The sequence below is a fragment of the Lentzea xerophila genome (assembly GCF_051094245.1).
Classification (GTDB): domain Bacteria; phylum Actinomycetota; class Actinomycetes; order Mycobacteriales; family Pseudonocardiaceae; genus Lentzea; species Lentzea xerophila.
In genome coordinates this window covers 1-22,921 of sequence record NZ_CP194934.1, presented here as the reverse complement: position 1 = coordinate 22,921, position 22,921 = coordinate 1, and the positions used below count along the sequence as shown (strand labels likewise).

Annotated in this window: 20 protein-coding genes and 1 pseudogene; 12 read left to right on the top strand and 9 right to left on the bottom strand. The window is 69.8% G+C overall.

The window, feature by feature from the left end; all coding sequences use genetic code 11:
• Positions 1-51 precede the first annotated feature (51 nt).
• The 4 genes from ACRSBM_RS00105 (at position 52) to ACRSBM_RS00090 (ending at position 5,163) form a co-directional block, all read left to right on the top strand.
• Positions 52-876, top strand: coding sequence for a hypothetical protein (locus ACRSBM_RS00105; RefSeq protein ID WP_434438418.1), 825 nt, complete (start codon positions 52-54; stop codon positions 874-876).
• Between the two features lie 165 nt (positions 877-1,041).
• Positions 1,042-1,920 (top strand): hypothetical protein, encoded by an 879-nt coding sequence (locus ACRSBM_RS00100; RefSeq protein ID WP_434438416.1) that lies wholly within the window; start codon positions 1,042-1,044, stop codon positions 1,918-1,920.
• Between the two features lie 146 nt (positions 1,921-2,066).
• On the top strand, positions 2,067-3,398 hold the full coding sequence (locus tag ACRSBM_RS00095) for a serine/threonine-protein kinase (protein WP_434438414.1): 1,332 nt from the start codon (positions 2,067-2,069) through the stop codon (positions 3,396-3,398).
• 124 nt (positions 3,399-3,522) lie between these two features.
• Entirely contained in the window at positions 3,523-5,163 is a 1,641-nt protein-coding gene (locus ACRSBM_RS00090) for a serine/threonine-protein kinase (RefSeq protein WP_434438412.1), read from the top strand.
• 3 nt (positions 5,164-5,166) lie between these two features.
• On the opposite strand, the gene ACRSBM_RS00085 is transcribed toward ACRSBM_RS00090, so the two are convergent.
• Entirely contained in the window at positions 5,167-6,069 is a 903-nt protein-coding gene (locus ACRSBM_RS00085; RefSeq protein ID WP_434438410.1) for a LysR family transcriptional regulator, read from the bottom strand.
• 81 nt (positions 6,070-6,150) lie between these two features.
• On the opposite strand from ACRSBM_RS00085, the gene ACRSBM_RS00080 reads away from it, so the two are divergent.
• The 3 genes from ACRSBM_RS00080 to ACRSBM_RS00070 all read left to right on the top strand — a co-directional run bounded on the left by ACRSBM_RS00080 (position 6,151) and on the right by ACRSBM_RS00070 (position 9,278).
• Positions 6,151-7,077, top strand: a complete 927-nt coding sequence (locus ACRSBM_RS00080; protein WP_434438408.1) for a DMT family transporter — start codon at positions 6,151-6,153, stop codon at positions 7,075-7,077.
• A 121-nt stretch (positions 7,078-7,198) separates the two neighbouring features.
• Positions 7,199-7,618, top strand: a complete 420-nt coding sequence (locus tag ACRSBM_RS00075; protein WP_434438406.1) for an SsgA family sporulation/cell division regulator — start codon at positions 7,199-7,201, stop codon at positions 7,616-7,618.
• 373 nt (positions 7,619-7,991) lie between these two features.
• Complete coding sequence (locus ACRSBM_RS00070) at positions 7,992-9,278, top strand: serine/threonine-protein kinase (protein ID WP_434438404.1); 1,287 nt, start codon at positions 7,992-7,994, stop codon at positions 9,276-9,278.
• On the opposite strand, the gene ACRSBM_RS00065 is transcribed toward ACRSBM_RS00070, so the two are convergent.
• Genes ACRSBM_RS00065 through ACRSBM_RS00055 form a run of 3 tightly spaced genes read right to left on the bottom strand, consistent with a single transcriptional unit; the run spans position 9,262 to position 11,709 of the window.
• Complete coding sequence (locus ACRSBM_RS00065; RefSeq protein ID WP_434438402.1) at positions 9,262-9,852, bottom strand: phosphatase PAP2 family protein; 591 nt, start codon at positions 9,850-9,852, stop codon at positions 9,262-9,264. The two genes, ACRSBM_RS00070 and ACRSBM_RS00065, sit on opposite strands and share 17 nt — an antisense overlap.
• Positions 9,853-9,868: 16 nt before the next feature.
• Positions 9,869-10,519, bottom strand: coding sequence for a response regulator (locus ACRSBM_RS00060; RefSeq protein ID WP_434438401.1), 651 nt, complete (start codon positions 10,517-10,519; stop codon positions 9,869-9,871).
• Positions 10,516-11,709: an ATP-binding protein gene (locus ACRSBM_RS00055; protein ID WP_434438399.1), complete on the bottom strand. Its 1,194-nt coding sequence runs from the start codon at positions 11,707-11,709 to the stop codon at positions 10,516-10,518. Before ACRSBM_RS00055 ends, ACRSBM_RS00060 begins: the two co-directional genes overlap by 4 nt.
• Positions 11,710-11,817: 108 nt before the next feature.
• Here ACRSBM_RS00055 and ACRSBM_RS00050 point away from each other — a divergent pair, with 108 nt between their 5' ends.
• Entirely contained in the window at positions 11,818-12,990 is a 1,173-nt protein-coding gene (locus tag ACRSBM_RS00050; protein ID WP_434438397.1) for a PspC domain-containing protein, read from the top strand.
• Entirely contained in the window at positions 12,983-13,180 is a 198-nt protein-coding gene (locus tag ACRSBM_RS00045; protein WP_434438395.1) for a hypothetical protein, read from the top strand. Before ACRSBM_RS00050 ends, ACRSBM_RS00045 begins: the two co-directional genes overlap by 8 nt.
• Positions 13,181-13,223: 43 nt before the next feature.
• Here the strand turns inward: ACRSBM_RS00045 and guaA are convergent, their stop codons facing one another.
• Complete coding sequence (guaA, locus tag ACRSBM_RS00040) at positions 13,224-14,783, bottom strand: glutamine-hydrolyzing GMP synthase (protein ID WP_434438393.1); 1,560 nt, start codon at positions 14,781-14,783, stop codon at positions 13,224-13,226.
• A gap of 19 nt (positions 14,784-14,802) precedes the next feature.
• Between guaA and ACRSBM_RS00035 the strand changes: the two genes are divergently transcribed.
• Both ACRSBM_RS00035 and ACRSBM_RS00030 read left to right on the top strand, forming a co-directional pair.
• Positions 14,803-15,474 (top strand): aminoglycoside phosphotransferase family protein, encoded by a 672-nt coding sequence (locus ACRSBM_RS00035; RefSeq protein WP_434438391.1) that lies wholly within the window; start codon positions 14,803-14,805, stop codon positions 15,472-15,474.
• Positions 15,475-15,483: 9 nt separating this feature from the next.
• On the top strand, positions 15,484-16,929 hold the full coding sequence (locus tag ACRSBM_RS00030; RefSeq protein ID WP_434438389.1) for an aldehyde dehydrogenase family protein: 1,446 nt from the start codon (positions 15,484-15,486) through the stop codon (positions 16,927-16,929).
• Here ACRSBM_RS00030 and ACRSBM_RS00025 read toward each other — a convergent pair.
• From ACRSBM_RS00025 to ACRSBM_RS00015, 3 genes and pseudogenes are all read right to left on the bottom strand, one after another.
• Positions 16,920-18,176 carry an FAD-dependent monooxygenase gene (locus ACRSBM_RS00025; RefSeq protein WP_434438387.1) on the bottom strand — a complete coding sequence of 419 codons (1,257 nt, stop codon included), beginning with the start codon at positions 18,174-18,176 and terminating at the stop codon, positions 16,920-16,922. The two genes, ACRSBM_RS00030 and ACRSBM_RS00025, sit on opposite strands and share 10 nt — an antisense overlap.
• Positions 18,173-19,132, bottom strand: coding sequence for an MBL fold metallo-hydrolase (locus tag ACRSBM_RS00020; protein WP_434438385.1), 960 nt, complete (start codon positions 19,130-19,132; stop codon positions 18,173-18,175). The genes ACRSBM_RS00025 and ACRSBM_RS00020 overlap by 4 nt, the downstream gene beginning before the upstream one ends.
• Positions 19,133-19,313: 181 nt before the next feature.
• Positions 19,314-19,577, bottom strand: a pseudogene (locus ACRSBM_RS00015) (zinc ribbon domain-containing protein); the annotation flags it as partial.
• 35 nt (positions 19,578-19,612) lie between these two features.
• Between ACRSBM_RS00015 and ACRSBM_RS00010 the strand changes: the two are divergent.
• Entirely contained in the window at positions 19,613-20,872 is a 1,260-nt protein-coding gene (locus ACRSBM_RS00010; RefSeq protein ID WP_434438383.1) for an IS701 family transposase, read from the top strand.
• A 372-nt stretch (positions 20,873-21,244) separates the two neighbouring features.
• Here ACRSBM_RS00010 and ACRSBM_RS00005 read toward each other — a convergent pair whose 3' ends face one another.
• Positions 21,245-22,921, bottom strand: coding sequence for an FAD-dependent oxidoreductase (locus ACRSBM_RS00005; RefSeq protein ID WP_434438381.1), 1,677 nt, complete (start codon positions 22,919-22,921; stop codon positions 21,245-21,247).

The following is a 22,921-nucleotide window of genomic DNA, read 5'->3' as shown; positions in this document are numbered from 1 at the left end:
AGGCCACGGTACGTCTTCAGGTGAACACGGACAGTACGGAGGGCCAGAGCAGTGCAGCGTCCCGCGACGACCGGCCGGAGACACACCCGCGCCGGCTCGATCAGCGTGGCTGAGCTGATGAAGCAGCAGCCGGGCCCCGTGCGCATCCTGTCGACCGAGGACGCCGCCACCGACGCCCTCGTCACCTCGCTGCTCGGCCCGACCGAGAACATGACCGCGACGACGGCGGTGATCCCCGTCGTCCCCGGCCGCCGCCGGCGCGCGAAGACCAGCCCCGCAGCCAGGGCCGCGGGCCTGCTGACGGGCGCGATCGTGCTCGTCTCGGCCATCACGGGCGCGGCGGTCCTCGTGGGCAAGCGCCCGGCGAACACCGGTGTCCCCGTCTCCGAACGCCCGGTCGCGCTGTCCGGCGCGAGCGCGCTGCGTCCCGACGTCCTGTCCGCCCAGCTGCCGAACGAACGGCCGCCGGCGCAGACCACCGCGGGCACCACACCGATGCCGATGCCGCAGCCGTCCGCGCTGCTGCTGGAGACGGCCGAACCGTCCACGCCCGAGGTCTCGGTAGGCCCTCAGCCGCAGGTCGACGTGGTGAAGCGGTTCTACGAGCTGCTCACGACCAAGCCGAACGCGGCGGCCAAGCTGCTGTCGCCGGACCTGGTCGGCACGAACCTCACGGAGTTCACCGAGTCCTGGGGGAAGATCAAGACGGTCAACGTCGACCAGACGTCGGTCCGGCCGGACGGGTCGGTGCTCGCGGTGGTCTCGATGCAGGAGCTCGACGGCAGCTGGCTGCGCATCGAACAACTCTTCTGGCTCACCGACACGACCACGCCGCGGATCGTCGGTACCGAGGTCCTTTCGGCGCAACGGAGTTAGGTCGCGCCCAACTGAGAGCGCCGTTCGCAGTCGAACGGTGACCGTTCGTCGCGAAAACCGTGTTCGGACGTGAAAATTCCCCCATAGGGGTTACATCTCGGGTCACGATTCGGTATCCATGTTCCCGCCAGTGCGCAAACGCGAACTTGGAAGGGTGAACGAACGGTGTCGATTGAAGACCATCGTAGGCGGCTGAACGGTTCGGCGGAGTCGACCGGCCAGCTGTCCGTCGCCGAGCTGATCGCCCGCCGCGAGGCGGAAACCGTGGAGATCCCGGTGATCACCGACGACATCACCCCCGAGGCGTTCGAGCCGACGATCAAGTTCAAGCCGGTCAAGGCTCCGGGCAGCAAGCCGAAGAAGCAGCCCATGAAGGAGCTGCACATCACCGAGCTGCTGCGCCGTGAGGGCCGGGCCGACGACACGCAGAACGGCGGGTTCACCGTCGGCAAGCTGGCCGCCGCGGCCAGCGGTGGCGTGATCCTCTGCGGTTCGGTGGCGTTCGCCGCCTCCTCGTGGCTGTCCTCGCCGGACGAGCGCCCGCTCGCCGAGGTGCGGTTCGACGAGCGCGCCCAGGCCCGTGGCGCGAGCGCGGGCACCGAGGGCGTCGTGAAGCTGCCGTCGAACAAGACGCAGCAGGCCGAGACCACCGAGACCACGCAGGCCGACCCGACGACGGGCCCGACCACCCGCGTCGCCCCGTACGTCCAGACCCAGCAGCAGCGCCCGGCGCAGCAGCCGCAGACGCAGACCCAGCAGCCGACGCAGCAGCCCACCTCCGAGGCGCCGCCCGTCGCCAGCACGCCGTCGACGTCCACGGAGACCAGCCAGCCGAGCACGCCGCCGTCGACCGAGACGTCCCCGCCGCCGTCCTCGTCCGCCGGCACCCCGCCGAGCAGCAGCACCCCGCCCAGCTCGCAGACGCCGCTGCCCACCCCGTCCAACCCGGTCGACGTGAGCGTCGACCTCGGCCTCCTCGACCCGGTGCTCAACACCGTGGGTGACGTCGTCGGCGGCTTCGACTTCTTCGCCCCGGCGAACTGATGTACGACAGGTAGCTCGGCGACGGCCCCCGACAGGTACCCTGTGCGGGCATTCCGGACGACCGCTGACTACCGCACGAGGAGCACGAGCGTGGGACCTGCCGCCAAAGCTGCAGTTCCGCTGTTCAGCACCGCCGGGGTGGTCGCGTGACAACGTCCGACACCTCGGACGGCCGCCTGATCGCCGACCGCTACCGCTTCCTCGACCGCATCGGCTCCGGCGCGATGGGCATCGTCTGGCGCGCCCACGACGAACGCCTCGGCCGTGAGGTGGCGATCAAGCAGTTGCTGCTGGCGCCCGGCCTCGACGAGGCCGAGCAGGACGAGGCCATCCAGCGCGCCATGCGCGAGGGCCGCATCGCCGCCAAGCTGCACCACCCGAACGCCATCGCCGTGTACGACGTCGTCGAGGAGGACGGCGTCCCGTGCCTGGTCATGGAGTACCTGCCGTCCTACAGCCTCGCCGACGCGCTGGCCGAGGGCGGGCCGATGGACCCGATCGAGGTCGCGAGCATCGGCGCCCAGTGCGCGGCGGCACTCGCCGCGGCCCACGCGGCCGGGATCGTGCACCGCGACGTGAAGCCCGGCAACGTGCTGATCGCCGAGAACGGCGTCGTCAAGATCACCGACTTCGGCATCTCGCGCGCCTCCGACGACATCACGGTCACCAAGACCGGACTGATCGCCGGCACGCCCGCCTACCTCGCGCCGGAGATCGCGCGCGGCCAGGACCCGACACCGGCCTCCGACGTCTACTCGCTCGGCTCGACGCTGTTCGCCGCGATGGAGGGCGAGCCGCCCTACGGAGTGAGCGAGAACACTCTCGGTGTTCTGCACGCCGTCGCGGCCGGGCGGATCAACCCGCCGACCGTCGACCACCCGCTCGCCGACACGCTGCTGTACCTGCTGAACTTCGAGCCGGACGACCGGCCGACCATGCCCCAGGCCCGCGAGCTGCTCAACGCCGTGGCCCACGGCAGGTCGCCGTCGTTCAGCGGTCTGCCGGTGCCGGTCGGACCCGACCCGACGGCGATCGTGGAGCCCGACCGGACCCGCGTGGTCCGTCCGGTGGCGAGGACCTCGCCACCGCGGACCGCCCCGCCGATGGCGCCCGTCAACCGGCAGCAGGACAACCGGCCGCTGGTGGTCGCGGCGGTGGTGCTGGCGTTGTTGCTGGTCATCGGTGGTCTGATGGTCGCGCTGGGCGTCTTCGACAAGGAGCAGCAGACGCCCTTGGCTCCGCCGTCGTCGTCCTCGCAGACCGTGGCTCCGACGACCACCGAGGCGCCGAGCTCCGAGGTGACCACCACCACGGTCGAGGCAACCACAACGCAGCAAACGACGTCTGCACCTAGGACGACTACAACCACCCCACCACCGAGCACGCCGAGCACCACTAGCAGTGTCCGTACGACGACCTCGGCGGTAACACCGTCGAGCTCGGTTCCGCCGAGCTCGATCCCTGTGTCAGGTCCGTAGGGCTAAGCGCAGTTACGCCGTAGAAATCTCGTAAGGTGGGTACCCGCACCGTTGGGTGATCTGAACCCGATGGTGTGATCAGCCGTTGAACAGAGAGCAATTGACCGCACAGCGGGGAGCAACTGTGACCGACGATGGCCGATTGGTCGCTGGTCGCTACCGATTGAGCCAGCGGATCGGCAGCGGCGCCATGGGCGTCGTCTGGACGGCACACGACGAACGTCTGCACCGCACCGTCGCGGTCAAGCAGCTTCTCCTGCAGCCCGGGCTCGCCGAAGCCGACACGGACGAGGCGAAGAGACGGGCGATGCGCGAGGGCCGCATCGCGGCGCGCCTGCAGCACCCGCACGCCGTGGCCGTCTACGACGTGGCCGAGGACGACAGCCAGCCGTGGCTCGTGATGGAGTACCTGCCGTCGAAGAGCCTCTCCGCGGTGCTCTCCGAACGCGGCACGCTGCCGCCACGCGACGTGGCGTCCATCGGCATGCAGGTGGCCTCGGCGCTCGCCGCCGCGCACAACGCGGGCATCGTGCACCGCGACATCAAGCCCGGCAACGTGCTGCTCGGCGACGACGGCACGGTCAAGATCACCGACTTCGGCATCTCCCGCGCGACCGGTGACGTCACGGTCACCGCGACGGGCATGCTCGCGGGCACCCCGGCCTACCTCGCCCCCGAGGTGGCCAAGGGCTACGACCCGGGCTCGCCGTCCGACGTGTTCTCCCTCGGCTCGACGCTCTACGCGGCGATCGAGGGCGAGCCCCCGTTCGGCCTGAGCGAGAACACCATCGCGCTGCTGCACAAGGTCGCCTCCGGCAAGGTCAACCCGCCGCGCAACGCGGGTCCGCTGACCGCGCTGCTGATGCGCCTGCTGCGCGCGGAGCCGGAAGACCGCCCGACGATGGCCGAGGCCCGCGACGCACTCGCCGCGGTCGCGAACGGCCAGGCCGCCCCGGCCTTCACCCCCGCCGTGGTCGCCCCGACCCACCCGCCGTCGTGGCGCGGTGCCCCCGTGCAGCAGCCGCAGCAGCAGGCCGCCACGCGGGCCCTGACGCCCACGCCGCCTCCCCCGCCGAACGCCACCCGCGTCGACCTGCACACGCCGCCGCGCGCCGTTCCGTCGCAGCAGCACCAGCCGCCGTCGAACCACCGCCCGGCCGCCGCGCCGCAGTACTCGCAGCGCCCGAAGCCGAGGCCGGCGCCGCTGTCGTCCGCCAAGAACAAGAAGTCGACCGTCTACACCGCGCTCGCCATCGTGGCGGCGGCGGTGGTCGGCATCATGTTCGCGAGCATGCTCTCGGACAGCGGTGAAGGCGGGGGCTCCGGCAACAACGCGGGCGCGACCACCTCGACCCAGCAGACCCCGGACGGCGGCCAGACCAAGCAGTCGACGCCGCAGAAGTCCGCGGGCAAGGCCGGCCAGTGGACGACCCAGCCGACGCCTGCCGACATGCGCGGCTTCCTCACCGAGTACTTCAGCACGGCGCCCACCGCGCCGGACGAGGCCTGGAACTTCGGCAACGCCAACTTCAAGGGCAGCTATCCCGGTGGCCTCAGCGGATTCCAGAGCTTCTGGTCCGAAGTCAAGGAAGCCAAGGTTCTCAAGGCCGACGAAAAGCAAAGCTTCTACTGGGAAGTCGACGTCGAGTACACCAAGAAGAACGGTGACAAGACCACCGAACGACGCGGTATCTCGTTCCAGTGGGCCAGCCCGGAGTTCCTGCTGTCCAGCGACAAGTCGCTCGGCCCGGCCAGCGGCTACTGACCGTCAGGAGGCCCTCGCGGCTTTCCCGAGGGCTTCCGCCAACGCCACCACGGCGGGATTCCACGCGGCGTCCTCGCGGTACACCACGTGAATGTGCCGCACCGGCTCGGGATTGCGCACCTTACGCAGAACAACGCCGGGATGCGCATATCCCAGGCCGAGCCGGGGAATGATGGTGACGCCGAGCCCGGCCGCCACGAATCCCTGCGCGGTCGCGTAGTCGTCGCTTTCCACGGCGACCTTCGGAGCGAAGCCCGCGCCCGCGCACGCGTTCGTCACGAGGTCCGCGCACGGGCCCGTGGCGCCGCAGTCCGCGTTGATCCACGGCTCGTCGGACAGTTCGGCCAGGTCCAGCACGCGCTTGCGGGCCAGTGCGTGGCCTCGCGGGAGCACGGCGTAGAACGGGTCGGCGAGCAGGTGCCGCGTGACCATGCCCTCCGGAGCCGGTTCGGAGGGTTCGAGGACGGTGATCGCGACGTCCGCGCGGCCCGCGGCGAGTTCCACGAAGGGGTCGGTGGGCTCGGTGAGCTTCAGGTCGAGCTCGACGCCCGGGCGCTCGGTCCGGAACGTCGCCACGGCAGGTGGCACGAGGGCGGCGCCGGCGGTGGCGAAGTAGCGGACGCGCAGGGTTCCGGCGCAGCCGTTGCGCAACGCCGTCAAGGCGCTCTCGGCCTCGGCGAGCTGCTCGGCGAGGCGGCCCGCGTGGTCGGTGAGGAGACGGCCGGCCGCGGTGGGCCGCACGCCTCTGCCGACGCGTTCCAGCAGCGGCAGGCCCGCCTGCTTCTCGAGGCCCGCGACCTGCTGCGAGATGGCGGACGGGGTGTACCCGAGGTTCGTCGCCGCCGCGGTGATGGAACCCGTGGTCACGACGGCCCTGAGAACCTGCATTCGGCGCACGTCCAGCATGCCTCGACACTACAGCGCCGCTTAAAGGTTTCCCACAACAATTAAATTGTTTTCACGGGTCCGGAAGCGCAAGGTTGACGTGTGAACCAACGCGGAACGTTGATCAGGATGGGCGTGCTCGCCCTGCTGTGGGGATCCAGCTTCCTGTGGATGAAGCTCGCGCTCGGCAGTCTCGCGCCTCTGCAGATCTCGCTCGCACGGACGTTCTTCGGAGCGGTCGTGCTGTTCGTCGTCCTCGTGCTGGCGAAGATGAGCCTGCCGCGTGACCGGCGGATCTGGGGGCACATGCTCTTCGTGGCCCTGTTCGGCAGCGCCATCCCGTTCACGCTCTTCGCGTTCGGCGGCCAGACCGTCGACTCCGGGGTCTCCGGGGTGCTCAACTCCACGACGCCGCTGTTCGCGCTGGCCATCGGTCTCGTGCTCGGCTCGGAGAAGATCAGCAACCTGGTCCGGCTGCTGGGCCTCGCACTTGGTTTCGCGGGCGTACTGCTGATCTTCGCGCCGTGGCAGGCGGCCAACAGCATCGCGAGCTGGGGTGCGGTGCTGTGCCTCATCGGCGCCGCGAGCTACGCCATCGGCTACTCCTACGCGGGCCGCTACCTGGTCAACACGGGCGCCACCTCGACGCAGCTCGCCGCCATGCAGCTGACCACCGCGATGGGAATGCTGATCCTGGCGACGCCGTTCGGTGGCCTGCAGCCGCTGCACCTGCACTGGCTGGGCATCGTGGCCGTGGTGATCCTCGGCGTCTTCGGCACCGGCGTCGCGTTCATCCTCAACTACCGCGTCATCGCGGACGAGGGCGCCACCACAGCGACTACCGTCGGTTACCTGCTGCCCGTGGTTTCGGTACTCCTCGGAGCGATCTTCCTCGGAGAGCAGCTCAACGCCAGGGTCGTGGTGGGCATGCTGGTGGTGCTCGTGGGCGTCGCGCTGACCAGGAGGCAGCCCGTCTCGGCTGGTCAGACCGTCTCACCAAACGAGACACGCGACCTGGTCAAACGCTGAACGGTGAGACGCACGTCTCCCCCAGAAGGATGGTTCCGAGACGAATCGCGTCCTTATCGGGCTGGTTGGACGTCTCCTCTTTGTAGGCGGACATGAAGACCGGCCTGGAAAGGACATCGACATGAACAACGACAACCTGAAGGTCGCCACGCGGACGACTTTTCAGCTTCTCGCCCCCGGCGCGGCCCCTGCGCCGGTCGAGGCGGAGCTCGTCTACGACCCGGACGACCCGTACGCGGTCGCCGTCGTCTTCTTCACGGGCTCCGGCCGGGTCGAGTGGATGTTCGCCCGCGACCTGCTGGCCGACGGCCTGCTGACGCCGTCCGGTGAGGGCGACATCCTGGTCCGGCCCGCCTCCGACGACCCGGAGCGCGTCCTGGTCGAGCTGAACGCGCCGACCGGGTTCGCCATCCTCAGCGCGGTCGCCGAGGACGTGGCGGCGTTCCTGGACGCCTCCTACGACGTCGTGCAGCCGGGCGAGGAGGACCTGTGGATCGACTTCGACCGCGAGCTGCAGAAGCTGGTCTCGACGATCGACTAGTTCTCCAGCCGTCTCCCGAGGGTGGTCGAACGGGCGCGGGGCGAGGTGCCGGCACGCGGGGCAGCGTGGCCGACCAGCTCGTCACCGGAGACCACAGGGGAGAACCGCGGTGTCGACGTCGTGGGCAGCGACGGCAACACCGCTGATCGGCCTACGTGCCGTTTGCCGACGGCGAGCAGGTACCAGACGCGGTCCCCACCCGTTCTTTTCGATCTGCCATAGGCAGGACCCCTTCCAGCGCACGCGGTGTCTTCTTCGCTCCCGGTCGAGTCCGTCCTCCCGGTCAGCGCCTGCGCCGCCTCGTCACTTCACCTGATCGTGGGCTGCGGGGGAACCTCCGATGCACGTCTGCGCGATTGATTAGTCTCAGGGTGTGACAACCATCGGGGGCCGCTACACGCTGCTCGAGCGCATCGGCAGCGGTGCGATGGGGGTGGTCTGGCGAGCACGGGACGAGGTGCTGGCCCGGGAGGTCGCGGTCAAACAGCTCGTCACCGGTGACCACCAGCGGGCGATGCGGGAGGCCCGCAACGCCGCCCGGTTGCACCACCAGCACGCGATCGCGGTGTTCGACGTCGTGGGCAGCGACGACGAAGAGCCGTGGATCGTGATGGAGTACCTGCCGTCACTCAGCCTCTCGGCGCTGATCGCCGAGCGCGGGCCGCTCAAGCCGGCCCAGGCGGCGAGCATCGGCGCCAAGGTCGCCTCGGCGCTGGCCGCGGCGCACGCCGCGGGCCTGGTCCACCGCGACATCAAGCCCGGCAACGTCCTGATCGGCCACGACGGCACGGTCAAGATCACCGACTTCGGCATCTCCAAGGCCACCGGCGACGGCACGATGACCGACACCGGCATGATCTCCGGCACCCCGGCCTACCTCGCACCCGAGGTGGCGCGCGGTGAGCAGCCCGGCGAGGCGTCCGACGTGTTCTCGCTCGGCGCCACCATCTACGCGGCCATCGAGGGCGAGTCGGTCTTCGGGCCGAGCGACAACAGCTTCGGCCTCATCTACCGCGCCGCCAGCGGCCAGCTCCGCGACCCGAAGAACGCCGGTGAGCTCACGCCGTTGCTGATGCGCCTGCTCTCCCAGGACGCGAAGGACCGGCCGGCCGCGCAGGAGGCCGCCGATCTGCTGGCCGCCGAGCCGCAGCCGTCCCAGCCGCTGCAGATTCCGCAGCAGCAAAGCGGGCTCAAGCGGCCGAACACGCGGATCCTCGTCATCCTCGCCGTCATCGCGGCGCTCGGGATCGGAGGCGGCGCGGCCGCCGCGTACTGGAGCGGCACCGGTGGCGGCTCCCCCACCAGCCTGGCGGACTTCCCGGTGGACAACGAGGTCCGCTACTACTCGGCGGCCGAGGCGAGCGTGTTCGTCACGGAGCACTACGGGATGCTGCCCGAGGCCCCGGAGAGCGCCTGGCACAACCTCTACGAACGCGCGAGCGAGCCGATCAAGACCTACATCGACCGATGGAGGGGCTACACCGAAGTCCAGTGCCTCGACGCGAACGTGCCCGTGCGGTCGCACGGCGCGAACTGGGTCGTCACCGTCAAGCTCAGGATGACGACGGCCAAGGGTGAGCAGGCGGAGGGCATCTACGAGATCGAGGTCGGCAACGTACGGAACGAGATGAAGATCGTCAGCACTACCAGGATGAGCTGAGCAGCCAGAAGCTGCCACCGCCCACGACCACGCCCATCACCGAGCCGGCCAGCACCTGCCCCGTCGTGTGGTCGCCGAGCTCCACGCGTGACCACGCCACCAGCGCGGCGGGCAACGCGATCAGCAGCAGCAACGGCCCGTGGACGATCGCCATCGTCACGACGGCGGCCCACGCCACGGCGGCGTGCAGCGAGATCTTCCACTTCAGCCCGAACGTGATCGCCATGCTGACGATCAGCGACGCGAACATGCTGCCCGCCAGCGCGAGCATGGTTCGCGGCGCATCGCCCAGGATCATGATCACCGTGCCGGCCGCCAGCGACGCACCCGCCGTGACCAGCGGAACGAGCCTGCCCTCGCGGTTGCGGACGTGGTGGCCGTCCCACTTGCCCCTGCGCGCCCCGCGCACGATGACGGCCATCGGAATGACGGACGCCGTCAGTGCGACCACGAGCCCCCACAGCAGGGTCTTCCAGAAGCCTTCCGCCGCACCGGCGATCGCGAACGGCAGCAGCACCACCCAGACCCACGGCGCCAGCACCTCGGTGGCACCGCGGGCGACCTTCTCGACCAAATCCCCCGGAAACCTCTCAGACCAGTCTGCGGTCAGTGGCCCAGCGGGAGAGTTCGTACCGGTTGGAGAGCTGGGTCTTCCGCAGAACGCTCGACACGTGCGTCTCCACCGTCTTCACGCTGATGAACAGCTCGGACGCGATCTCCTTGTAAGCGTATCCGCGGGCGAGCAGCCGCAGGACGTCGCGTTCGCGCGGCGTCAGCAGGTCGAGCTCGGGGTCGCTGATCGGCGCGGCACCCGGCCTGTCGGCGAACGCGTCCAGCACGAACCCGGCGAGGCGCGGCGAGAACACCGCGTCGCCCTCCGACACCCGCACGACCGCCCTGACCAGCTCCTGGCTGGAGATCGTCTTGGTCACGTACCCGCGCGCGCCGGCGCGGATGACGTTGATGACGTCCTCGGCCGCGTCGGAGACCGACAGCGCGAGGAACGTGACCTCGGGGATCTTGGTGCGGATCTGCCGCAGCACCTCGGCGCCGCCACCGTCGGGCATGTGGACGTCGAGCAGCACCACGTCCGGCTTGTGGTGCGCGATCCCGACGACCGCCTCGCCGACGCCGCCGGCCTCGCCGACCACCTCGATCTCGTCGGTGATGGTGTCGAGCTCGGCCCGCACCCCCGCGCGGAACAACGCGTGGTCGTCCACCAGGAACACCCTGACGCTCATGTCCTGGCCTCCGTCTTCCTCAGCATCTCGAGCTGCACCTCGGTCCCCTCTCCCGGAGCCGTGCGCAGTCGCACCTCCCCGCCGTGCCTGGTCATTCTCCCCCTGATGCTGCCGGCGAGACCATGCCGGTCGTCCGGAACCGCGTCCGGATCGAATCCCTTGCCCCGGTCGCGCACGAACACCGTCACCTTGTCCGGCTCGACCTCGGCGTAGACGCTGACCTCGGCCACCCCAGCGTGCTTGGCCGCGTTGACCACCGCCTCCTTCGACGCCTGGACCAGCGCGAACATCCCGTCCTCCAGCTCGCAGTCGCCGACCACGACCTGCGAGACGGCGATGGCGAAGTCGTCCTCCACCTCCGCGCACACCTGGGCGATCGCGATGCTGATGGAGTGCGGCTGTTCGCCCACCTCACGCCCGTAGAGCCAGCTGCGCAGCTCGCGTTCCTGGCTGCGGGCCAGGCGTTTGACCTCGCGCGGCGACTCGGACTGCTTCTGGATGAGGGCAAGGGTCTGCAGCACGGAGTCGTGCAGGTGGGCGGCGATCTCGGCGCGTTCCTCGGTGCGGATGCGCGCGTGACGTTCGGTGTCGAGGTCGCGCACCAGCCGCATCCACAGCGGCACGGTCAGCACGGCGACGCCGATCAACGTGGCCAGCACGGAGAGCACGACGGTCGAGAGGTTCTGGACGGAGTCGTTCACCACGAGGAACGCGGCGACGCCCGTCACGACCAGCACACCTCCCGCGACCGTCCGCACGATTCCCGTCTTCCCCTGTGCGAACGCCCCGTCCTTCCAGCGCCGCCGCTGGGCCTCGTCCGCCTCGCGCCAGACGACCGCGGCGCCCACGAGTGCCACGACGATCGGGCCGGTGACCCAGCCGCTCCAGGTGCCGCCGATCAGGCCGGTGAACACCGCGACGCCGATGCCGAGGGCGGCGAGCCCGACGGCCTGCTGCCACTCCTTGCGGTCCTTCTCGGTCTCCGGCTCCGCCGCGGCCGACTGCGGGACGAACATCCAGAGCAACGCGTAGGCGATGATCCCGATCCCGCTGTACGCGGTGAACGCGGCGAAGACCGCGCGCACCCAGAAGACGGGTGCGCCGAGATGGTCCGCCAGTCCGCTCGCGACGCCCGCGACCACCCGGCCGGTGCGTCGACGCCGCATCGGCTCAATCCGTGCACTCACCATCCGATCGTCACACGTCCCGGCCGGTTGTTCATCAGGGATGACCCCGGTTCCGTTAATCAGGGCTGGTCCCTGATGTGGCTGGGCGACTGTCGTAGCAACCTTGTCGTCGTGAGCGGGACAGAGAAGACGATGCAGGGCGTGGCGGACACGCTCAGAGAGTTCTGGGCCCACCGTCCGGTGCGGCCCCGTGCAGGTCGCAAGCTCGGCGGCGTCGCCACCGGGATCGGCCTGCGCTTCCAGATCGACCCGGTGATCGTCCGGATCGCGTTCGTCGCGCTCGCGCTGTCGGGTGGCGTCGGCGTGCCGCTGTACCTGGCCGGCTGGCTGCTGCTGCCCGAGGAGGGCGACGAGGTCTCACCGCTGGAGTCGTTGATCGGCAAGGGTTCCAGCTCGATGTCCCACGTGCAGACGGCGCTGATGGGCCTGCTGATGTTCCCCGCGCTGGCGTTCATGTTCGGCAGCGGCGGGTTCCAGGTCGTGGTGACGCTCGCCGCGACGGTCGCGGGCATCTACCTGCTGCAGAAGAACCGTGGGCACCTGCAGCCGGCCACGCTCGCCGACCCCTTGCCGACGCCACCTGTGCCGGGGGCACCGGCCTGGGACCCGCTCGGTGCCGCTCCGTTCGCGTGGGACCTGCCCGAACCCGCTCCCGCACCGAAGCCGCCCGCACCCCGGCAACGCGGGCCGCGCGTGGGCCTGATGACGCTCGGCGTGGCGACCCTGGTGATCGCCGGGTCCGCGATCGCCGGGATCTGGACGCCGTGGTTCACGGCGCCGCACACCATCGGCCTGGTCATCGCGGTGCTGGCGGCGGGTCTGCTGGTCGGGTCGTTCACCGGCGGTGGCCGTGGCCTGATCTGGCTGCTGGTCCCGCTGTCCGTGGCGGGCTTCGGCCTGACGGTGATCGACTTCGACGGCGGCCCGGCGCGGCTGAGCAGCGTCGACGAGACGCCCAAGGCCGTAGGTGACGTGCGCGAACGGTACGAGACGAGCGTCGGCAGCATCAAGCTCGACCTCCGCCAGCTGCCGGACTCCGGCGAGGTGCGGACCGCGGTCGAGGTCGATCTCGGCGAAGCGATCGTCCACGTGCCGAAGAACGCGGACGTGACGTACAGGTGCGAGGCCGGGTCCATCGGCGAGCTCGACTGCCTCGGCAAGCGGACGGACGGCACCGGCGCGAGCATCAGCGGCAGGGACCTCGGGGAGAACGGCGAGGGCGGCCTGAAGATCGAGCTCGACGTGCAGGCCGGCGTCGGAGAGGTGAAGGTGCTCCGTGACTGAGCAGGGGATGCGCAGGCGGATCGACCCGGTGACGCTGGTCGCCGGGCTCGGCGGAGGGCTGATGGCGGCCTACGTGCTGAGCGGCGGGTCGTTCTGGTTCGACTTCCGGTGGGCGCTCGGGGGAACGGCGATCCTGGTGGGTGTGGTCCTGCTGACCAACTCACTGCGGCGAAGAGGGCGCTCCGAATGAGAGATGGCCCCGGTCAGCTGACCGGGGCCATCTCTGCACGTCGCTACTCCCACTCGATGGTGCCCGGCGGCTTGGACGTCACGTCCAGCACCACGCGGTTGACCTCCGCCACCTCGTTGGTGATCCGGGTCGAGATCCGCTCCAGCACCTCGTACGGCAGGCGGGTCCAGTCGGCGGTCATCGCATCCTCGGACGACACCGGGCGCAGCACGATCGGGTGACCGTACGTGCGGCCGTCGCCCTGCACGCCGACGCTGCGGACGTCCGCGAGCAGCACGACCGGGCACTGCCAGATCGTGCGGTCGAGACCGGCCAGGGTCAGCTCCTCGCGCGCGATGGCGTCGGCCTGGCGCAGCGTGTCGAGGCGGTCCTGGGTGACCTCGCCGATGATGCGGATGCCGAGGCCGGGGCCGGGGAACGGCTGGCGCTGCACGATCGTCTCGGGCAGGCCGAGCTCGGTGCCGACGCGGCGGACCTCGTCCTTGAACAGCGCGCGCAGCGGCTCGACCAGCTCGAACTGCAGGTCGTCCGGCAGGCCGCCGACGTTGTGGTGCGACTTGATGTTCGCGGTGCCGGCGCCGCCGCCGGACTCGACGACGTCCGGGTAGAGCGTGCCCTGGACCAGGAACTTGTAGTCGCCCTCGGCCTTGAGGTCGCGCTCGGCCTGCTCGAACACGCGGATGAACTCGCGGCCGATGATCTTGCGCTTCTCCTCCGGGTCCGTGACGCCGGCCAGGGCGTTCAGGAAGCGCTCGCGCGCGTCGACGGTCACCAGCCGGATGCCCGTGGCCGCCACGTAGTCGCGCTCGACCTGGGCGCGCTCGCCGGCGCGCAACAGGCCGTGGTCGACGAAGACGCACGTCAGGCGGTCGCCGATGGCGCGCTGGACCAGAGCGGCCGCGACAGCGGAGTCGACACCGCCGGACAGGCCGCAGATCGCCTTGCCGTCACCGATCTGCTCGCGGATCCGCGCGACCTGCTCGTCCACGATGGACGACGTGGTCCACTGCGGACGCAGGCCCGCGATCTCGTGCAGGAACCGGCGCAGCACCTCCTGGCCGTGCGGCGAGTGATGCACCTCCGGGTGGTACTGCACACCGGCGAAGCGGCGCTCGGTGTCCTCGAACGCGGCGACCGGGGCGCCCTCGCTGGTCGCGGTGACCGTGAAGCCCTCGGGCGCCTTCGTGACGGCGTCGCCGTGGCTCATCCACACCGGGTGGCTCGCGGGCAGCTCCTGGTGCAGCGCGCCACCCTCGGTGGGCACGCTCAGGTCCGTGCGGCCGTACTCGCGGGTGCCGGTCTGTTCGACCTCGCCACCCAGTGCGCGCGCCATCGCCTGGAAGCCGTAGCAGATGCCGAAGACGGGGACGCCGGTCTCGAACAGCTTCGAGTCGACCTGCGGCGCGCCCTCCTCGTAGACGCTCGACGGGCCACCGGACAGAACGATGGCCAGCGGGTTCTTGTCGAGGATCTCGCTGATCGTCGCGGTGTGCGGGACCACCTCGGAGTAGACCTGGGCCTCGCGCACGCGGCGGGCGATCAGCTGCGCGTACTGGGCGCCGAAGTCGACGACGAGAACAGGGCGGTTGCTGGTGTCGGACACAGCGCCAAGGATCTCATGCGTGGACGGGGAACTGCTGACCGGTGGCGGGCTGAACCAGGTGATCAGGGTGGGTGACGCGGTGCGCAGGCCGGCGGGTCCCTGGGCGCCTCGGGTGCACGAGTTGTTGCGGCGCTTGGCACCTTTGGGGATCGCGCCGGTTCCGCTCGGGCTGGATGGCCGGCACGAGCTGCTCTCCTACCTGGCCGGTGACGTTGGCCACGTGTTTCCGTCCGACGACGCCTCGCTGATCGAGTCGGCGCGGATGCTGCGGCGGCTGCACGACGAGACGAGACGGTTCGTCTCGATTGGCCTGGACGGCTGGCAACACCCGGCGAGAGAGCCCGTCGAGGTGGTGTTGCACGGCGACTTCGCGCCCTACAACACCGTCTACCGCGAAGGCCTGCCGGTAGGCGTCTTCGACTGGGACAGCGCACACCCAGGACCGGGCTGGTGGGACGTCAGCTGGGCGGTGATCCAGTTCGTGCTGGGCCTGCCGGACGACCGCGCCCGCCGCACACGGCTGTTCTGCGACACGTACGGGATCGAGTACGAACCCGAGCACGTGCTGATACGCCTGAACGACATGATCCGGACGATTCGGGAGCATCCGGCGTTCGCGCTCCAACGGGCGGAGGGGCATGTCGGCCACTACTTGAACCTCGTCAGGTACGTGCAGGCCAATAGGGCTTAACGTGGCCACATGGACGCGTTCACGCCGCAACCCAGGCCGTGCTGGGTCGCCGGCCGCCCCGAGCAGGGCGAGCAGGCGCTGGAAGTTCTCCACCCGTTCGACGGCACCGAGGTCGCCTCGGTCGCCGTACCGGGCAGAGACCAGGTGGAACGCGCGGTCGCGGCGGCCGCGGCCGTCGCCAAGGAGTTCCGGCGAACGCCCGCGCACGTGCGGGCCGAGGCGCTGATGCAGGTGTCGCGGACTCTCGCCGAACGCGCGGAGGAGATCGCCGAGACGATCACCGCCGAGAACGGCAAGCCGCTCAAGTGGGCCGAGATCGAGGTGCAGCGCGCCGTCAACACGTTCCGGTTCGCGGCGGAGGAGGCGCGCCGGTTCACCGGCGGGCTGCAGCGGCTCGACACCGACGCCGGTGGCGTGGGGCGGATGGCGGTCGTCCGGCACGTGCCGCGCGGGCCGGTGCTCGCCGTGGCGCCGTTCAACTTCCCGCTGAACCTGGTGGCGCACAAGGTCGCGCCGGCGCTCGCGGTGGGCGCGCCGGTGATCGTGAAGCCCGCTTCGGCGACGCCTCTCAGCGCGTTGCTGCTGGGCGAGATCCTGGCCGAGACCGGCCTGCCGGAGGGCGTGTTCTCCGTCCTTCCCGTCCGGGGCAAGGACATGGACGCCCTCGTGAAGGACGAGCGGCTGCCGGTCATCTCGTTCACCGGCTCCACGAAGGTCGGCTGGTCGTTGATGGAAGCCGCTCCGCGCAAGCACGTCGTGATGGAGCTGGGCTCCAACGCGGCGGCCATCATCTGCCCCGACTGGACGGACCTCGACCACGCGGCGCGGCGCATCGCGACGTTCGGCAACTACCAGGCCGGGCAGTCGTGCATCGCCGTGCAGCGGGTGATCGTGGACCGCTCGAAGGCCGACGAGTTCGTGCCGAAGCTCGTGGAAGCCGTGGCGGCGCTCAAGAACGGCGACCCGCACGACCCCGAGGTCGAGGTCGGCCCGTTGATCGACGAGGACAACGCCCGGCGCGTCGAGGAGTGGGTCAACATGGCCGCCGACGTCGGCGCGAAGGTGCTGCTCGGCGGCAAGCGGACCGGGGCGACGGTCGAGCCGACGGTGCTCACGGACGTGCCGAAGACCGCCAAGGTGTGGACCGAGGAGATCTTCGGGCCGGTGCTCGTGGTGTCCGTCGCGGACGGCGTGGAGGACGCGTTCGCGCAGGCCAACGACACCAAGTACGGGCTGCAGGCCGGAGTGTTCACCCGTGACGTGCAGGTGGCGTTCGAGGCCGCGGCCGAGCTCGAGGTCGGTGGCGTGATCATCGGTGACGTGCCGTCCTACCGCGCCGACCAGATGCCGTACGGCGGCGTGAAGGGGTCGGGCACCGGGCGTGAGGGCGTCCGGTCGGCGATGGAGGACTTCACCGAGGAACGCGTGACCGTCCTGACCGGAATTCAGTTGTAGCCGAGGGCTCTGCGCAGCACGCGCTCGTCGCCGGCGTTCCCGGCGACGTGGCCGTCGGGCCTGATCAGGCGCCCGTTCGCGACCGTGAAACCCGGTCCGGCGGCGCGTGACCCGGCCATGAGCTCACCGCCGTCCGTCGTCAGCGGCGAGTTCTCGTAGGAGAACGGGGTGAAGAGCTTGCCGGAGTCGATGCCCTCGCCGGATTCGAGCGCGTCCTGCCGGTGCGCTCGTTCTTCGGGCGTGCGCGGTACGAGGAACCTCATGGTGTCGCCGGTGATGCGGAGGTTCTCGTCGGCGGCGGCACCGCGTTCGGCGTCGTAGGAGTCGAGCAGGTGCGGGCCGGCCTCGCCGGCGCGGTCGGCCGCGATCTTCCAGGCCGCGTTGTCGGCGTCGCAGATCCCGGAGTTCAGGCCGCGGGCGCCGAACGGGCTCATCACGTGCGCGGCGTCGCCGGCCAGCAGAACCCTGTTGTCGCGGAGTTTCGCCGCCCGGCGCTGGTGGAAGCGGTAGGTGGACTGCCAGACGACCTCGTACGGCTTGTCTCCGACGATCGCGCGGATGTGGTCGTCGGTGAGCTGGACGTCTTCGGGCACCTGCCAGTCGATCCGCCAGACGCCCTCCGGTTGCGGGTGCAGGAGGACCTGACGGCCGGGGTTCCACGGCGGGTCGAAGTAGAAGCGGCGTTCGGGCGTCGCGAAGTCCAGGTCGACGCGGACGTCGGCGATGATGAACCTGTCGTCGAACGAGAAGCCCTCGAACGGGATGTCCAGCAGCCGCCGCACCTTCGAGTGCGCGCCGTCCGCGGCGACGCAGTGGGTGGCCCTGATTCCGTCCGATGTGGACACTCCGTCGTCGTCCTGGGTGAGGCTCTCCAGTGCGTGCCCGTAACGGAGCTCGATGAGCGGTTCCGCGCGGACCCGTTCCTCCAGCAGCCGTTCCACGACGGTCTGCGGGGTGTTCACGAACGGCGGGAAGTCCCCGGCCCGCGGGAAGGTCAGGGTCAGCACCTCGCGGTCGCGGTGGTAGGTGCGGCCGGTGTACCAGGTGACGCCGGCGTCGGCGACGGCCTGGCCGACACCGATCCGTTCCAGGATCTCCAGCACGTCGCGCTGGACGCAGATCGAGCGGCTGCCGGTCGCCGCGCGCCGCTCGGCCTGCTCCAGCACGATGCTCGGGACGCCCGCCCTCGCGAGGAACAGCGCGGCGGTGAGGCCGACCGGTCCGGCGCCGACGACCAGGACCGTCATTGCAGGGCGTCCCAGACGGCGCGGTCGCGTTCGGCGGTCCAGATCTCCGGCCAGTCCTTGCCGTCGCACTCGTCCCAGTAGCGCTTCACGTCGAACGGCAGGCAGTGCTCGAAGATCGGCCAACGCCCGTAGCGGCCCACGAGCGTCTCGTGCGCCAGCTCGAACGCCTGCTTGAGCGTGCCGCCCTCGGCGTGGACACCGCCGACCGTGCGGCGCAACTCGTTGAGGAAGTGCCTGCTCTGGTTGATCGCCGCCTCGACCTCGATGCGGTCGCGCGCGACCTTGCCCCTGCCGCCGACGAGTACCTCGGCGCCGAGGTCCTCGATCTCGTCCAAAGTGGACGTCGCCCACTCGTCGTGGAACGCGTCACCGGTGTAGAGCGCGGCCTGCGACTCGACCAGGTCGCCGGCGAACAGGATCCGTTGCTGCGGCAGCCACGCCACGATGTCTCCGGCCGTGTGCCCGCGTCCGAGGAACTGCAGCACGAGGTCACCGCGCTCGTCGCCGAGCGGGATCGTCATGCGGTCGGAGAACGTGAGCGTCGGCCAGGTCAGGCCGGGAATCTCCTCCGGTGACTCGAAGAGCCGCGGCATGCGGCCGAACTCGCTCTCCCAGTCCTGCTGCCCGCGTTCGGCGATCAGCACCCGCGTCATCTCGTGCGCGACGATCTCCTGGGCGTCGAACGCGCTGGCGCCGAGCGTGCGGACGGCGTGGTAGTGGCTGAGCACCAGGTAGCGCACGGGCTTGCGGGTGTGTTTGCGCAGCTGGGTGAGCCATCTGCGGGCGGCCGCGGGGGTGGCGCGGGCCTCGAAGCAGATCAGGAAGTCCTCGGCCTCGATGGCCGCGACGTTGGGGTCGCCCTCGGCGGTCAGGGTGTAGACGCCTTCGGCGAGCTCGACGAAGACCTCGTCCTTGGGGGTGAGGTCGGCGCTGGAGGCGAACGGCTTGGTGGCCATGCCTCCACCTTGACATCCTCTCCGCCCTAAAGGCGGAAATTTCCTCCACGCCGCGCGTGAACCGCGCGACGTCCGGGTGGGTTACCGCTTCGCGGCGCGGTGCCGGCACACGTGCTGGTCTTACCCGCGCTCCACGGTCGTTTGAGTTGTCCGCCTGCCCGGCGGCCAACACGTTCCTCGCGGCGTTGACGTCCCGGTCATGGACGCTGCCACACGGACACGTCCACGACCGCACGGACAGCGGCTTGGGCCCGTCGATCCGCCCGCACTCCGAGCACGTCTGCGACGTGGGCGCGAACCGGTCGATCCGGGCGAAGACGCGTCCATAGCGGGCCGCCTTGTACTCCAGCATCCCGGTGAAACCGGCCCAGCCGGCATCGGATAGACGCGGAAGTTGTACCGCAGCAGCACGGCACGATCCTAGTAGTGCTTTGTTAGGTGGGATGTTCGGGTGGCTGTCGTGTGTGATCTTCTTGCCGGGTGACTCCGGAGGAGATGGCTCGGGTTCGGCCGGTGATCGAGGACTTCGCCGCGTCGATGTTCGGCGGGTTCGCGCGGCGTGATCAGCGGGCGAAGGGCGAGCTGTATCTGCGCGGGTTGATGCTGGACGGCAAGCGCAAGTCGATGCAGCCGATGGCGGAGCGGCTCGGGGTCGATCATCAGCAGTTGCAGCAGTTCGTGAGCACCTCGACGTGGGATCACGTCGAGGTGCGGCGACGCCTGGCGGCCTGGGCCGGTGAGTTCGTCGATCCGGACGCGCTGGTCATCGACGACACCGGGTTTCCCAAGGACGGCAAGGATTCCCCCGGTGTGGCACGCATGTATTGCGGTGCGCTGGGCAAGACCGGGAACTGCCAGATCGGGGTGAGCGTGCACGCGGTCACCGACTGGGCCTCGGCCGCGATCGACTGGCGACTGTTCCTGCCGGAATCCTGGGACGACGAGAAAACCACCGATGAGCAGGCCGCCGCCGAGATCCGTGCGCGGCGGGCCCGCAGCCAGGTCCCGGACGAGGTGCGTCATCGGGAGAAGTGGCGCCTCGCGCTGGACATGCTCGACGAGGTCATCACCGAGTGGGGCCTGCCCCAGCGGCCCGTGGTGGCCGACGCCGGCTATGGCGATGCCACCGAGTTCCGGCTCGGCCTGACCGAGCGCGGCCTGGCCTACGTGCTGGCCGTCAGGGCAGACGCGACCGCCCACCTCGCCGACGCGGTGCCGACCACCGCGGCCTGGGCCGGTAACGGCCGCCCGCCAGGACCGCGTTACCAGGACAAACCTGTGGATCTGAAGACTCTTGCCATGAACGCCGGCCGGTCGGCGGGCAAGTTCGTGGTCTGGCGGCACGGAACTAAGAAGACGCCAGGCAATCCGACCGCGAGCATGCGGTCGCGGTTCCTCGCGCTGCGGGTCCGGCCGGCCAACCGCAACATTCCCCGCAATCCCGACGGGAGCCTGCCCGAGTGCTGGCTGCTGGCCGAGTGGCCGCCCGGCGCACCCGAGCCCACCGACTACTGGCTTTCCACCCTGCCCGCCGACATCCGGCTGCGGGATCTGGTGCGGCTGGCCAAGATCCGCTGGCGCATCGAGCACGACTACCGCGAACTCAAAGACGGCCTCGGCCTGGACCACTTCGAAGGCCGTTCCTGGCTGGGCTGGCACCGCCACGTCACCCTCGCCGCCGTCGCCCAAGCCATCTGCACCCAGCTCCGCCGCACCCCAAAAGCCCCTGCGCAGGCCTGACGCTCTACGCGGTCCTGCGCGAACTCCAGGCCTTACTCGCGGTCTGGACAGGCGTCTGCCACACCTGCCGACAACCCGTCCAGACCCCAACACCCACAACAACACCCCAGGTCAGCAACACCTAACAAAGCACTACTAGCCAGTTCCCCAAAACTCGCCCGCCACTGCTGGCGGACACAACAGCCCTAGTCCGGGTCATACTTCACCAGCTCGGTCGACGGCACCCCAATCTCCGTGCCGCGGCAGTACATCGAGCAGCAGAACCGCCCGGCTTGGAGCGCTCGGCCGTGACCGGCCTCCCGCGCGGGCCTTCACCACCGGGCTGAAGCCCGGTGCACTGGCCCGCATTACCGGTAGCCAAATGACTCCGGCTCAGGACGCCTTCACGATGGGCAACCGCAACGCGGCCGGAGCCTGCTCGGGCACCGCCGGGTTCTTCGGCTTCGTCGGGCTGATCCGGCGGTAGGGCTGTCCCTGCGCGGGCCGCTGGTCCTGCTCACCCTTGTTCGGCCACAGCGAGAACGCCCGTTCGGCCTGCGCGGTGATCGTGAGGCTCGGGTTCACGCCGAGGTTCGCGCTGATCGCCGCACCGTCCACAACGGACAGTCCGGGGTAGTTGAAGACCCGGTGGTACGGGTCGATCACGCCGTCGTCCTCGCTGGCCGCGATCGCGCAACCACCGATGAAGTGCGCGGTCAGCGGGATGTTGAACAGCTCGCCCCACGTGCCACCGGCCATGCCGTCGATGTGCTTGGCCGCCAGCAGGTTCGCCTCGTGGCCCGCCGGGATGAACGCCGGGTTCGGCTCACCGTGACCCTGCTCGCTGGTGAGCTTGCCGCGCCGGAGGAACGTGGTGATGGAGTTGTCCAGGCTCTGCATGACCAGCAGGATCACGGTCCGCTCGCTCCACCGGTGCACGCTGAGCAGCCGCAGCAGCCGGAACGGGTGCCGGATGGCCTGCTTGATGAACTGCAGCCAGCGCGGCGTGCTCAGCGCGCCGTCCGTGGCGAGGGTCTGCAGCATGCCCATGGCGTTGCTGCCCTTGCCGTACCGGACGGGCTCGATGTGCGTGATCTCGTCGGGGTGGATGGAGCTCGTGATCGCGACGCCCTGCGTGAAGTCGTTGGCCGGGTCGACCGTGTACCGCGCGGCCCCGATGATCGACTCTGAGTTGGTGCGGGTCAGCTCGCCGAGCTTCTTCGAGATCTTCGGCAACGTGCTCGTGCGCGCCTTGTGCAGCAGCTGCTGGGTGCCCCACGTGCCGGCGGCGACGACGACCTGGTCGGCCGTGAAGGTCTTCGTGGCCCGGCCGCCGGTCATCCTGGTCTCGACCGTCCACCGGCCGTCGTTCTCGTTGAGCCCCGTGACCGTGGTGAGCGGGAAGACCTGGGCGCCGAGCTTCTCCGCGAGGTACAGGTAGTTCTTGACCAGCGTGTTCTTGGCGCCGACCCGGCACCCGGACATGCAGCTGCCGCACTCGGTGCAGCCGGTCCGCTCGGGCCCGGCACCACCGAAGTACGGGTCCGCGGCCTTCTTGCCGGGCTCGCCGAAGAACACGCCGACGGGCGTCGGGTGGTAGCTGTCCTCGACGCCCATGTCCTTCGCGACCTTCTGCATGACGACGTCGCTCGGGGTCGTCGTGGGGTTCGTGACGACACCCAGCATCCGGCTCGCCTGGTCGTAGAACGGGTCCAGCTCGTCCTGCCAGTCGGTGATGTGCGCCCACTGCCGGTCCTCGTAGAACGGCTTGAGCGGCCGATACAGCGTGTTCGCGTACACGAGACTGCCGCCGCCGACGCCCGCACCGGCGAGCACCATGACGTTGCGCAACAGGTGGATGCGCTGGATGCCGAAGCACTTGACCTGCGGCGCCCACAGGTACTTGCGGAGGTTCCAGCTGGTCTTGGCGAACTCGTCGTCAGCGAACCGGCGCCCCGCCTCCAGGACGGCGACGCGGTAGCCCTTCTCGGTCAGGCGGAGCGCGGCCACGCTGCCACCGAACCCGGAGCCGACGATGACGACATCGAAGTTACCGGCGAGTTCACCCAT